The organism is Mycobacterium sp. Dal123C01, assembly GCF_052566995.1.
Genome location: NZ_CP199580.1, coordinates 4,216,372 through 4,228,975, shown reverse-complemented (window position 1 = coordinate 4,228,975; position 12,604 = coordinate 4,216,372). Strand labels below are relative to the sequence as shown.

Sequence of the window (12,604 nt, the reverse complement as noted above, 5' to 3'; positions counted from 1 at the left end):
GATGCTTCACCGTGAAGCGCCCCAACTTCTTGGTGATCCTGGCCGACGATCTCGGATTTTCCGATATCGGTGCGTTCGGCAGCGAGATCGAAACGCCCAACCTTGACCGGCTCGCCCACGCGGGCATCCGGCTCACCGATTTTCATTCGGCGCCGGCCTGCTCGCCCACCCGGGCGATGCTGTTGACCGGAACCGACCACCACGTCGCCGGTATCGGCACCATGCTGGAGGTCGCGATCCCCGGATTCCAGGGTGCACCCGGCTATGAGGGTTATCTCAACGACCGGGTCGTCGCACTGCCCGAGCTGTTGCGCGACGCGGGTTACCTGACGCTGATGTCGGGCAAATGGCATCTGGGCCACACGATTGAAAGGTCGCCGTGGGCCCGAGGATTCGAGCGCTCGTTTGCGTTGCTGCCTGCCGGAGCCAGCCACTACGGTGGCGCCGCGGGCCGCGGGTTCTCGCCGGTGCCAACGCTTTACACCGAGGACGACCAGTTCGTCACGGTGGGCGAAGACTTCTACTCCTCGGATTCCTACACCGACACCTTGCTGAGCTACTTCCGCGACCGCGCCGAAGATGACGACCGGCCGTTCTTTGCGTATCTGCCGTTTCAGGCCCCGCACTGGCCGCTGCAGGCGCCCGACGAATCGGTCGCGAAATACCGTGGTCGTTACGACGCCGGCCCGGCCGCGTTGCGCGAAGAACGGTTGGCGGCGCTCAAACGCCTCGGCCTGTGCGCACCGGATGTCGAGCCACACCCGGTCGTGGCCGACGGCGCACCGGAGTGGGCCGATATGACCGACGAGGAGCGCGCGATTTCGGCCCGCTCCATGGAGGTCTACGCCGGGATGGTGGATCGCATGGACTGGAACATCGGCCGGGTGATCGACTACTTGGCCGAGACCGGCGAGCTGGACAACACCGTCGTGATGTTCATGTCCGACAACGGCGCCGAGGGTGCAATCGTCGAGGCGATGCCACTGCGCGGCCCCCAAATCGTCGCGCAGATCCAAAAGAACTGCGACAACAGCCTGGACAACCTGGGTCGGCCCACCTCCTTCATTTGGTATGGCCCCCGCTGGGCACAAGCCGCGACGGCGCCGTCGCGCCTACACAAGGCGTTCACCACAGAGGGCGGGATTCGGGTGGTCGGCTTCGTCACCTGGCCGGGATTCACGCGCCAAGACGAGATCGGCACGGCGTTCGCGACCGTCATGGACATCACTCCGACCGTGCTGGACCTTGCCAGCGTCGAACATCCCGGTACCTCCTATCGTGACCGCGACGTCGCACCGATGCTCGGCCGCTCGCTGGTGCCGTACTTGTCCGGAGATGCCGACGCGGTGCACCCGGGCGAGAGCGGCACCGGTTGGGAATTGTTCGGCCGTCGCGCGATCCGCCAAGGCGACTGGAAGGCCCTCTACCTGCCCCCGCCCTACGGCCCGGGCGCTTGGCAGCTCTACGACCTTTCCGGCGACCGGGGCGAGATCCACGACCTGGCAGCGTCGCATCCCGACAAGCTGGCCGAACTTCTCGCGTTGTGGGATCGCTACGTCGCGGAAAACGGGGTGCTCACCGAGCCCGTCTCGGTCTACGACGCCGACCCACAAATGCTCAATTAATCGCATTATGCCGCAATAGATTTCGGAGCAACGATGGCGGAGACAACAACCTGCGCGGTGATCGGTGGCGGCCCGGCCGGGATGGTCCTCGCGCTGCTGTTGGCTCGGGCAGGTGTCGAGGTCACGCTGCTGGAAAAGCATGGCGACTTTCTCCGGGACTTTCGCGGTGACACCGTGCATCCGACCACGATGCGCTTGCTTGACGAGCTGGGCCTGTGGGACCGCTTCGCGGCCTTGCCGCACAGCGAGGTTCACAGCGCGAAATTTGAATCGGACGGCCGGTCGGTGACCTATGTCGACTTCGGGAGGTTGCGCCAACCCCATCCCTTTGTGGCGATGGTGCCGCAGTGGGATCTGCTCAACCTGCTCGCCGACGCCGCCCACGAGGAACCGACGTTCACGTTGCGGATGAACACCGAGGCCACCGGACTGCTGCGAGAGGGCGGCCGGATCACCGGTGTGCGCTACCAAGGCGCCGAGGGGCCAGGGGAGTTGAAGGCCGAGTTGACCATCGGATGCGACGGCCGGTGGTCGACGGCGCGGCGCGCGGCGGGTTTGCAGAGTCGCGAATACCCGGTGAACTTCGACGTGTGGTGGTTCAGGTTGCCGCGCGACGGCGATCAGGAGTTCTCGTTTTTGCCGCGGGTGGGTCCCGGCAAGGCCCTTGGGGTGATCCCGCGTGAGGGCTATAACCAGATCGCCTACATCGGGGCGAAGGGGACTGACGCGGAACTGCGCGCGAAAGGCATCGAAGCGTTTCGCCGCGACGTCAGCGCACTAGTGCCGGAATCCGCCGCCGCGGTCGCGACGCTGACGTCCATGGACGAGATCAAGCACCTCGATGTCCGGGTGGACCGGCTGCGCCGCTGGCACACCGATGGCCTGCTGTGCATTGGAGATGCCGCGCACGCGATGTCCCCGCTGGGCGGCGTCGGCATCAATCTGGCGATCCAAGATGCCGTGGCCGCCGCGACTATCTTGGCCGAGCCGCTGCGGCAGCACCGGCTCACAGATCGGGACCTGGCGGCGGTGCGGCGTCGCCGGTTGTTTCCCACCGCGGTGACCCAAGGGGTGCAACGGTTCCTGCAGCGGGGACTCGGGCCGCTATTTCGCGGGGCTGACCCCACTCCACCGGCGGCCTTCTTCGGAGTGATGCAGCGGCTGCCCTGGTTGTCCTTCGTGCCCGCATACTTCATCGGTGTCGGGGTCAGGCCCGAGCGCGCCCCGGCATTCGCCCGTCGAGCGCCCGGCAACTAGGCCGCAGGCGCGATGGCCGTACTGGATTAGACCGAGTGCTAGCGTCGGTTTCGTGTCTGGACACGAAACCCCACTGCGCATCGGCATCCTGGGTGCCGCCCGGATCGCACCCATGGCACTGATCAACCCCGCCAAGGACAACGCCGACGTGGTGGTCGCCGCGGTGGCCGCCCGCGACGGCTCGCGTGCGCAAACCTTCGCCGCCAAGCACCACATCGCCCGGGTGTACGACGACTACGCCTTGCTGATCGCCGACCCGGATATCGATGCGATCTACAACCCCCTGCCAAACGGCTTGCACGGCAAGTGGACCCGAGCCGCATTGGCCGCCGGCAAACACATGCTGTGCGAAAAGCCATTCACCGCCAACGCCGCCGAGGCCCGCGAGATCGCCGAGCTGGCGGCGACGTCGGACCGAGTGGTGATGGAGGCCTTCCACTATCGCTACCATCCGCTGGCATTGCGGGTTGAGGAGATCATCGCCTCGGGGGAGTTGGGCAAGCTCCAGCGGGTGGAAACCACCTTATGCTTCCCGCTGCCGAAGTTCTCCGACATCCGGTACGACTATTCGCTGGCCGGCGGTGCGACGATGGACGCAGGGTGCTATGCGGTGAACATGGCCCGCACGTTCGGGGGTTCAACCCCGGAAGTCGTTTCGGCACAGGCGAAATTGCACGGTCCCCGGGTCGACCGGGCCATGACGGCCGAGTTGCGCTTTGCCGGCGGGCACACCGGCCGGGTGCGCTGCTCGATGTGGTCGCGGCGGCTCTTCGACATCAGCGCCAAAGTGGTCGGCGACCGCGGCCAGCTCAACGTGCTCAATCCGGTAATGCCCCAGATGTTCCATCGTCTCTCGGTCCGGACGGCCGACGACAACCGCGTGGAGCGATTTCCGCGCCGTGCTACCTACGCCTACCAGCTCGACGCATTCGCCGACGCGGTGCTGCGAGGCGCGCCGGTGAAGACAAATCCGCAGGACGCGATCGAGAACATGACCGTCATCGATGCGATCTATCGTGCCGCGGGGCTGCCGCTACGCGTACCGAGCTGAAAGTTATTGCCCACGTTCAGTTAACAAACGGCGCGCCGCCTCGACACATGGGCGCACCCGATCAATCGGGCTGACCCCGGCCAACGCCAGTGACCGCCTTGGTACTTCGATTTCGAGCACAATGTCGTGGGGTAGCACGGACAGGATGTCGGCGAGCGGTAGTTCTCCTTCGCCGGGCACCATGCGCTCGAACATGGCTTCCTCCATGTAGTTGTCCAACCGTGGCTGCAGCGTCGTGTCGTTGAGTTGGGCGTAGCCGATGTATTCGGGGTCAACAGCCGCGAGTTCCGCGGCGCTGGATCCGGAACGCACCAAATGCATGGTGTCGATCAACAATCGGAAGTCGGATCGCCCGACGTGTTCTCGTGCGGCCAGTGCGGTGGACAAATCACCCACGGTCAGTCCCGGTACCAGTTCGACGACGGTCTCGATGCTGCGCTGGCCGGCCAGTTCGGTCAGTGCGGCGAACTGGTCGAACGTCCGATTCAGATCGGGGTCGAGGCTGACGACGTTGATTCGGGGTACGCCGAGCTCGGCCAGCACATCGAGATCCACACCGAATGCGCTGATTTCGGTGTTCGGCAGCACCAGGAACCCGTCGCCCAAAGAGGCGGCTACGCCCCGGTGCTGCATCGCGGCGAGCACGTCCCTGCGCAGCGCGGCATCGTCCTTGAGGGAAAAGGGCGCGTAGCCGAGCGGCAGCAATGGCGCGCCCTGCACAACCGCCGACATGTAGCGGCAGCCTAGGTCCGCGGCAAGATCGACGAACTCCACTGGCGAAAGTCCAAATCCGTTGAGGAAGCCGATGGCAAGGTCGGTCATGCCGGGCGGCCTGCCAATTGGGCCAACTGGGCGGCGGCTTGAGCCGTTTGGGTCGTCATCGCGATCTGCCCGGACGTGACCTGTTCCTGGATCATCGGTGCTTCCAGGACGAGATCGTCGCGAATGAACGCGATGTGGGCGTGTAGATGTGCCGCGGTGTACGACGCCCACGCCGTCGCAGATGCCGTCTCCATGGTCAGATTCACCTCGTAGAAATCCGATGTGAGCGCCTTGGGTGGGTCCACGTGTGTCAGGTCGAGCCGCATCGTCTCCGGGCCCAAGGTATATCGCGTGGTCCGGGCGAGATCGCAGGTGACGAGGACGTTGGCCGGCGGGGCCGGGGCATCCGGATTCGTCGCGGGGCACTTGTCGGGTGTAGTCGGCTGCGACTTCTCGACCGGACGAACCGCCAACGGCTGAATTCGCATCACCGGTGCCACGGATGGGGTTGCCGACGTCGTGGTGCCGGTCGAGGCGGCGGGTGCGGCCGGGCGCTGAGTCGCGTGGCAACCGCATGCCACCGCGCCGAGCACGATAACGCTGGTCAGCCGGGCGGTCGCCGTGGAGATCGTTGAACCGTGGAACGCCACCGCATCCCTTTCGTGATGACACCGTCGGGTGAGCGACGCGAGCAACCGATCGCTTTACGGACACTACGAACATAGAGTAGGGTCGTGCTGCAAGTCAGCGAATATTCACTTTAGTTCCTTGCCACGAAAGCCTGCGTTCATGGCTCGATACACATCTGTGTCAGCGAAAAGACGAAAGCCCAATCCCGCGGAGCGCCGCCGCGACCTGTGCGATGCGGCGATCGAACTGTTGGCCGCGGACGGGGCCAAGGGATTGAGTCATCTCAAGGTGGACCGCAAGGCCGCTGTTCCCGACGGCACCACGTCCTTCTATTTCCGGACGCGCTCCGCACTGTTGCGTGCGGTCGCCGAGCGGCTGGCTGAGCTCGATCTGGAACGGTTGCAGTCCATCGCCGACAGTGCCGGTAGTCGGGGAGACAACCCCACTCCGTCGCTGTTGTCGCAGGTGGTAATTCAAGCCGCAACCGAGCCACAGTTGTCCTGGACGAAGGCCCGGTACGAACTGACGATGCAAGCCGCGCGGGATCCCGCGATGGCCGCGATTCTGCAGCAAGCCACCGACGCGTTCACCAAGCTGCACCGCGAGATCCTCGTCCAACTCATGCCGCACGGAGCTGAATTGGAGTCGGCCGTGGTCGAGGATCTGAGCAACGTCACGCTGACGTTCATCAACGGTCTGCTGATGCGTTCCGCCCATGGCGACCGGATTGTCGACAGCGCAGAGCAGCTCGACTCGATCCTGTCGGCTATCGCTGCCGGCATCCTCAAGAGTCCGCAGAAGGGGCGGCTCACCGATGGCAATGAGCCACGCCGACTCGACACGGGCTAGCGGCGGATTCCGCGACGTTGGGGCTTGCCAGAGCATGCACTATATGGTTCTCTACGAGAATAGAGAAAGCCGACGCTCACGGACCGTCGGCAAGCCCATTGTCGGCCGAGTCCGTGCACTTTTCAGAGCGACCATTTAAGCGGAGTGTACAAATTGCCCGAACCGGATCCGGTGCTGACGCAGTTGCCGTCCCAGGACTTGTGCAGACGATGTCACCAGCCGGAATTCGCAGCGCTAGGAGGGATTTCGTGACGGCGAGCACCGAGAGCCACGTCAGTTTCGATCCATACGATGTCGAGCTCATCGCCGACCCGTATCCGATGTTTGCGCGCCTGCGTGACGAGGCGCCGCTCTACTACAACTCCGAATACGATTTTTACGCGTTAAGCCGGTTCGCCGACGTCAACAAGGGCATCGTCGATCACGGCACGTACAGCTCTGCCCGCGGCGTGATCATGGAGCTGATCAAGGCCAACCTCGAGATCCCGTCAGGCTTGCTGATCTTTGAGGACCCGCCGATCCACGATGTGCACCGCAAGCTACTGTCCCGGATGTTCACCCCCCGCAAGATCTCCGCGCTGGAGCCGATGATCCGCCAGTTCTGCGCGCAATCGCTGGACCCGTTGGTGGGCTCCGGCCGATTTGACTTCGTCACCGACCTGGGCGCGATCATGCCCATGAAGGTCATCAGCGCGCTGCTCGGCATTCCCGAAGCAGATCAGGAGTACATCCGCGATCGGGGCAACGCCCAGCTACGCACCGAGCCCGGCAAACCGATGAGTGCCGCCGAGCATGGCTTGTCGGTGGGCGAGCAGTTCGAGGCCTACATCGACTGGCGTGCCGACAATCCGTCCGACGACATCATGACCGAGTTGCTCAACGTCGAATTCGTCGACGAGACCGGCACCACCCGCCGGCTCACTCGCCAGGAGATTCTCGTCTACCTCAACGTCGTGGCCGGCGCGGGCAACGAAACGACAACGCGGCTGATCGGTTGGGCGGGCAAGGTTCTCGCGGAGCATCCCGACCAGCGTCGCGAACTGGTCGAAAATCCCTCGCTCATCCCTGCGGCGATCGAGGAGTTGCTGCGCTTCGAGCCGCCCGCGCCGCACATGGCGCGCTATGTGACTCGCGACGTCAGCCTCTATGACCAGACGGTGCCGGAAGGCAGCGTGATGATGATGCTGATCGGGGCCGCCTGCCGGGACGAGCGTCAGTTCGGTCCCGATGCGGGCGAATTCAACATCCATCGCGCCGCCCGGCCGCACCTCACCTTCAGCGTCGGCGCCCACTTCTGCCTCGGCTCGGCGCTGGCTCGGCTGGAAGGCCGGGTCGCCCTGGAAGAAATCCTCAAGCGCTTCCCCGAGTGGGAGCCCGATCTGGCGAACGCCACGCTTAGCCCGACGTCGTCGGTGCGTGGCTGGGAAACCCTCCCGACGCTGGTGTCCTGATGACGGGCCGGGTCGAGGGCAAAGTCGCCTTCGTCAGTGGCGCCGCTCGTGGGCAGGGCCGCAGTCATGCGGTGCGCTTGGCGCAGGAGGGCGCCGACATCATCGCGATCGACATCTGCGGGCCGATCGACAACCTGAGCTACCCGCACGCGACCCCTGAGGATCTCGCGGAGACCGCCGACCTGGTCAAGAACCTCGATCGTCGCATCGTCACCGCGCAAGTCGATGTTCGCGACTACGAGGCGCTCAAAGCCGCCGTCGACAGCGGTGTGGAACAACTCGGCCGGCTCGACATCATCGTCGCGAACGCGGGTGTGGGTACCGACGGCCGGAAGCTGCACAAGATTGCGGAGAACATCTGGCAGGATATGATCGACATCAACCTCAGCGGCGTCTGGCACACCGTCAAAGCGGGTGTCCCGCATATCCTTTCGGGAGGCCGTGGTGGGTCGATCGTGCTCACCAGCTCCGTCGGCGGCCATAAGGCTTACCCGAACACCGGCCACTACATCGCCGCCAAGCACGGCGTCATCGGCCTCATGCGTGCCTTCGCCATCGAATTAGGCCCGCAGATGGTCCGCGTCAACACCGTGCTGCCCACCCAGGTCAGCACCACCATGCTGATGAATGACCAGACGTACCGGCTCTTCCGGCCGGATCTGCCCGACCCCGGGCCGGACGACTTCGCCCCGATCTCACAGATGATGCACACCATGCCGGTGCCCTGGGTGGAGCCCGCCGATATCAGCAACGCGGTCCTATTCCTCGCCTCGGACGAATCTCGTTATGTCACTGGCGTTTCTCTTCCCGTCGACGCGGGCAGCTTGCTCAAATAATCACTAACTCTATTAAGCACAACGAAGTGGAGAGAAGTCATGCCTGACTACGATTACGAAAAGATGAAAGAAGAAGCCGCGCAGTACATCAGGTTCGAGAAGGACAAGAAGAACCGAATCGCTTACATCACCTTCGATCGCCCAGACGCGCAGAACGCCACCAGTTTGGGGATGCGACAGCTCTATGCCGACCTGATCCACAAGTGCAACGTCGACGATGATGTCAAGGTCGTCGTAATCCGGGGCGAGGGGCAAGATTTCGGCAGCGGCGGCGACTTGCCCGAACAACGGGGCATGATCGAGAACCCCGGCATGCCGCTGCTGCACGAGCTCGGGATCAACGATGACGATGTGAAGTACCCGCCCGGTGGCTCCTACCGCTACCTATCCACGGTGACCGACTTCTACGCCAAGGCCCGCGCGGGAAACCGTCCCCTGCAGGAGCTTCGCAAGGTCAGCATCATCGAGGCCAAGGGCTACTGCTACGGCTGGCACTTCTACCAGGCCGGCGACGCCGACCTGGTGATCTCGTCCGATGACGCCCTGTTCGGACATCCGGCGTTCCGATATGTCGGCTGGGGGCCGCGGCTGTGGTGGTGGGCCGAGACCATGGGCCTGCGCAAGTTCTCCGAAATGCTGTTCACCGGGCGGCCGTTCAGCGCGAAAGAGATGTACGACTGTGGCTTCCTCAACAGCGTCGTGGCCCGCGAAGACCTGGAAGCGGAGACCCTGAAGTACGCGATGGCCTGTTCGAAGTCCCGTCCGACCGACACGGTCGCGGTGCAGAAGACGTTTCTGGAACTCTATAAGCAGCACAAGGGTGAGTACTTCGGCAGCCTTCTTGTCGGCATGGTCGAGGGCATGCTGCCGATGATCCAGAACGACCAGGAGAACGACGTCGACCTCACCGAGGGCACTTTCAACAAGGGTCTCAACAACGTGGTGAAAGACAACGACATGAACTTCCCGCCGGAGTGGCGCCTGAGCCGCTCAGGACGCGCGAAGCCCTGACCGTTTTGGGAGAGCTCGCATGTCGGCGCTGAAAGGTTTCAGGGTCGTTGAGCTGTCGGAGTCGGTCGCAGGGGAGTACTGCGGAAAGCTGCTGGCCGACTTCGGCGCCGAGGTGATCAAGGTCGAGGCGGCGGGGCGCGGTAGCCCAACTCGGGCTATGGCGCCCGTCCTCGGCGACGGGGCCGGGTGTGAAGGCAGTGTCCTGTTCGCGTACCTCAACACGAACAAGGAGTCCGTCGTTCTCGACACCACCTCGGCGGCCGATGTCGAGTGCCTGCACAAGCTCATCGACTCCGCCGATGCGGTCATCGATGACGGCGCGACGAGCTGGGCGCAGCAGCACGCGAGTGTGGTGTTTTGCTCGGTCACCCCGTTTGGCCAGGGCGCCGCGGCCGAATACGCGAATGCGAAGAGCATCAACGTATTCCACGCCAGCGGCTGGGGATATCACACCCCCAGCCATCCGGACCCCAGCAAGCCGCCACTGCAGGGGCCGGGCCGGTTCATGGCCGACTACGAAGCAGGGCTGGAGGCCGCGCTGTGCATTGCGGCCGCGTTGTTCGGGCGTCTGCACACCGGCCGCGGTGAGTTCATCGACGTTTCCCAGCATGCCGTGCTGGTCTCCCGCGCCGATTGCATTCTGGGGCGCTTGATCACCGGTGAAGTCCCCGCCGTGGGTACCCGCGACGATTACGACCAGCAGGGCCCGGCATCGTTTTTCGCGTGCGCCGATGGCTTCGTCTACTTGTACATGACCAGCCGCGCCCACTGGCTCGCCGTCAAGAAACTGATGGGTCGCCCGGTTTGGCTCGACGACTTCGACGACGACTGGCTGGAGTTCTCCGTCACTCCGGAAAAAGTGACGGCGTTTCAGCGGGGTTTCGCGACGTGGGTCCGCGACCTGGCCAAGGAGACGGCCGCCGACGAAGCTCAGCGCCTGGGCGTGCCCTTGGTTCCGGTCAATGACGCCGCGGACCTGCACCACGCGCCGCAGTATCGCCACCGCGGTTTCTTTCAGGCCGTCAACCACCCCATGTTGGGCGAGGCGGCCTATCCCACGGTGCCGTATACGCTCAGCGCATCGCCGGCTGAAATCACTTCGGCCGCACCCGCGCTCGGTCAGCACACCACGGCGGTCCTGGACCGGCTCGATACTGCGCACGCGCCGCCGGCGGTGAAGTCGGCACAGCTGAAGCCGCCGAAGAACCCGCGCGGTGGCCCCCTGCAAGGGGTCCGTGTCGTGGAGCTCACCAAGGTGTGGGCAGGTCCGTACGCCGGCAAGCTGCTGGCGCTCTTGGGCGCCGAGGTGATCAAGGTCGAGACGGCGGCCCTGCCCGAGGAGATGCGCGCCTACGGCGGCACCGATATCAACCACGCGCCGTTCTTTCTGAGCATCAATCCCGAGATCTTGAGCGTCGACATCGATATCAAGTCGGCCGAGGGCATGGCGCAACTGCGGGCGCTGATCGCCCGCAGTGACATCGTCATCAACAACCTGCGCCCCGGAGCGATGGAACGCCAAGGCTTGGGGTATCAGCAGCTCACCGAGATCAAGCCGGACATCATCTCGGTGTCGATCAAAATGTGGGGCAACGACGGGCCACTCGGTCACCAGACCGGCTACGCACCCTGCTTCGCCGCGCTGGCCGGGCTTGCTCCGCTGGTCGGCTATCCGGGTGGGCCCCCGCTCGGGACCAGCATGCGCTACGGGGATTCCACGGTCGGGGCGGCGGCGGCATACGCTGCCGTGGTGGCACTGCTGCACCGCGAGCTCTGTGGCGCAGGGCAATTCGTCGACATATCGGCCGTTGAAACCCTTTCCTCGATGATCGGGGACTGCCTGCTCGAACAGAGCCTTACCGGGCGACGTCTCGGGCCCGCTGGCAACAACCACCCCGACATGTGCCCGCACGGCTGTTATCCCTGCACGGATGGCTCTTGGATCAGCGTGGCCGTCGCAGACGAGCCCGAATGGCACCGGTTATGTGACGTGCTCGACGCCCCCGCGCTGGCCGACGATCCCCGCTACGCCGCATTGGAAGACCGACGCCAACACGGCGAAGCGCTCGACGCCGATCTGGCGCGGCTGACCGGGAGCCACGATGCCGAAGATCTCGCCCATCGTCTGCGCTTAGCGGGAGTGCCGGCCACCAAGAGCGCCACCGCGATCGATGTGATCGGCGATCAACAACTGTGGGACCGCGAGCTGTATCGCTTCGTCTCCGATCACCGCGAAGGCCAGCGTCCGATATTGGGGCCGTCATGGCGGATGACACGTGGGCCGGCGCGCGTTGAACGGGGCGCACCCGACTTGGGCGAGGACACCGATTATGTTGTCCACGAAGTCCTCGGAACGAGAGGCGAAGCATGACGCAAATTCTGTCGAAAACCGCGGCGCTGGTCACCGGGGCCAGCAGCGGCATCGGCGCGGCAACGGCGAAGGCGCTAGCCGCGCAGGGCAGCTCCGTCGCCCTGCTGGCCCGCCGGGCCGAGCGACTGGCCGACCTGAAAGCCGAGATTGAATCCGCCGGAGGCACTGCGCTGGTCGTGGCCGCCGACGTGACCGACGCCGAGCAGGTGGCGTCCGCCGTGCAGCGCACCGTTGCGGAGTTGGGGCGCCTCGACATCCTGGTGAACAACGCCGGGCTCATGCAGTCGGGGCCCGCGGACCAGGCGTCGCTGGGGGACTGGGATCAGATGGTGGCGGTCAACGTGCAGGGGGTCCTCTATGCCACCCGGGCGGCGTTGCCGCACCTGATCGAGGCGGCCGCCGACTCGGGGCGTGGCGTGGCCGACCTAGTCACCGTCAGTTCCACCGCCGGGTGGGTGGCCCGACCCAACACCGCGGTGTATTCGCTGACCAAATTCGGGGTGAACGCATTCAGCGAGGGGCTCCGCCAAGAGGTACTCGGCAAGCGGGTCCGGGTCGGAGTGGTGGGCCCCGGAACCGTCGATACCGAACTCTTCTCCCATCTGGCCGAATCGTCGCGGGAGGCGTTCGAACGCCAGACCGCGGGCATGGTCAAACTGCGGCCCGAAGACATCGCCGATGCGGTCCTGTTCATGGTGACCCGCGACCGCCGGGTGGCGGTCAACCACATGCTGGTGCGCGCAGCCGAACAAACCTGGTGA

At 64.8% G+C, this 12,604-nt stretch carries 11 protein-coding genes; 9 read left to right on the top strand and 2 right to left on the bottom strand.

Annotated elements, in window-relative coordinates:
- Positions 1-11 precede the first annotated feature (11 nt).
- The 3 genes from ACTXG5_RS19915 to ACTXG5_RS19905 are packed head-to-tail and all read left to right on the top strand — an operon-like array spanning position 12 to position 3,933.
- Positions 12-1,625, top strand: coding sequence for an arylsulfatase (locus ACTXG5_RS19915; protein ID WP_445160430.1), 1,614 nt, complete (start codon positions 12-14; stop codon positions 1,623-1,625).
- A 33-nt stretch (positions 1,626-1,658) separates the two neighbouring features.
- On the top strand, positions 1,659-2,882 hold the full coding sequence (locus ACTXG5_RS19910) for an FAD-dependent oxidoreductase (protein WP_445160429.1): 1,224 nt from the start codon (positions 1,659-1,661) through the stop codon (positions 2,880-2,882).
- Between the two features lie 52 nt (positions 2,883-2,934).
- Entirely contained in the window at positions 2,935-3,933 is a 999-nt protein-coding gene (locus ACTXG5_RS19905; protein ID WP_445160428.1) for a Gfo/Idh/MocA family protein, read from the top strand.
- Between the two features lie 3 nt (positions 3,934-3,936).
- Here the strand turns inward: ACTXG5_RS19905 and ACTXG5_RS19900 are convergent, their stop codons facing one another.
- Both ACTXG5_RS19900 and ACTXG5_RS19895 read right to left on the bottom strand, forming a co-directional pair.
- Positions 3,937-4,755 carry a sugar phosphate isomerase/epimerase family protein gene (locus tag ACTXG5_RS19900; RefSeq protein WP_445160427.1) on the bottom strand — a complete coding sequence of 273 codons (819 nt, stop codon included), beginning with the start codon at positions 4,753-4,755 and terminating at the stop codon, positions 3,937-3,939.
- Positions 4,752-5,345 carry a SecDF P1 head subdomain-containing protein gene (locus ACTXG5_RS19895; RefSeq protein ID WP_445160426.1) on the bottom strand — a complete coding sequence of 198 codons (594 nt, stop codon included), beginning with the start codon at positions 5,343-5,345 and terminating at the stop codon, positions 4,752-4,754. The genes ACTXG5_RS19900 and ACTXG5_RS19895 overlap by 4 nt, the downstream gene beginning before the upstream one ends.
- Before the next feature lie 139 nt (positions 5,346-5,484).
- Here ACTXG5_RS19895 and ACTXG5_RS19890 point away from each other — a divergent pair, with 139 nt between their 5' ends.
- The 6 genes from ACTXG5_RS19890 to ACTXG5_RS19865 all read left to right on the top strand — a co-directional run bounded on the left by ACTXG5_RS19890 (position 5,485) and on the right by ACTXG5_RS19865 (position 12,604).
- Positions 5,485-6,174, top strand: a complete 690-nt coding sequence (locus tag ACTXG5_RS19890; protein WP_445160425.1) for a TetR/AcrR family transcriptional regulator — start codon at positions 5,485-5,487, stop codon at positions 6,172-6,174.
- A 248-nt stretch (positions 6,175-6,422) separates the two neighbouring features.
- Positions 6,423-7,625, top strand: a complete 1,203-nt coding sequence (locus tag ACTXG5_RS19885) for a cytochrome P450 (protein ID WP_445160424.1) — start codon at positions 6,423-6,425, stop codon at positions 7,623-7,625.
- Entirely contained in the window at positions 7,625-8,461 is an 837-nt protein-coding gene (locus ACTXG5_RS19880; protein ID WP_445160423.1) for a mycofactocin-coupled SDR family oxidoreductase, read from the top strand. Before ACTXG5_RS19885 ends, ACTXG5_RS19880 begins: the two co-directional genes overlap by 1 nt.
- Positions 8,462-8,500: 39 nt before the next feature.
- Positions 8,501-9,472 (top strand): enoyl-CoA hydratase/isomerase family protein, encoded by a 972-nt coding sequence (locus tag ACTXG5_RS19875; protein ID WP_445160422.1) that lies wholly within the window; start codon positions 8,501-8,503, stop codon positions 9,470-9,472.
- A gap of 19 nt (positions 9,473-9,491) precedes the next feature.
- Positions 9,492-11,843: a CaiB/BaiF CoA transferase family protein gene (locus ACTXG5_RS19870; protein WP_445160421.1), complete on the top strand. Its 2,352-nt coding sequence runs from the start codon at positions 9,492-9,494 to the stop codon at positions 11,841-11,843.
- Positions 11,840-12,604, top strand: a complete 765-nt coding sequence (locus ACTXG5_RS19865) for an SDR family NAD(P)-dependent oxidoreductase (protein WP_445160420.1) — start codon at positions 11,840-11,842, stop codon at positions 12,602-12,604. Before ACTXG5_RS19870 ends, ACTXG5_RS19865 begins: the two co-directional genes overlap by 4 nt.

What these genes read in the sequence shown, in the direction of transcription:
- ACTXG5_RS19910 (WP_445160429.1), top strand. Translation starts at nt 1,659, where the DNA reads ATGGCGGAGACAACAACCTGCGCGGTGATCGGTGGCGGCCCGGCCGGG.
- ACTXG5_RS19900 (WP_445160427.1), bottom strand. Translation starts at nt 4,755, where the DNA reads ATGACCGACCTTGCCATCGGCTTCCTCAACGGATTTGGACTTTCGCCA.
- ACTXG5_RS19890 (WP_445160425.1), top strand. Translation starts at nt 5,485, where the DNA reads ATGGCTCGATACACATCTGTGTCAGCGAAAAGACGAAAGCCCAATCCC.
- ACTXG5_RS19880 (WP_445160423.1), top strand. Translation starts at nt 7,625, where the DNA reads ATGACGGGCCGGGTCGAGGGCAAAGTCGCCTTCGTCAGTGGCGCCGCT.
- ACTXG5_RS19875 (WP_445160422.1), top strand. Translation starts at nt 8,501, where the DNA reads ATGCCTGACTACGATTACGAAAAGATGAAAGAAGAAGCCGCGCAGTAC.
- ACTXG5_RS19870 (WP_445160421.1), top strand. Translation starts at nt 9,492, where the DNA reads ATGTCGGCGCTGAAAGGTTTCAGGGTCGTTGAGCTGTCGGAGTCGGTC.
- ACTXG5_RS19865 (WP_445160420.1), top strand. Translation starts at nt 11,840, where the DNA reads ATGACGCAAATTCTGTCGAAAACCGCGGCGCTGGTCACCGGGGCCAGC.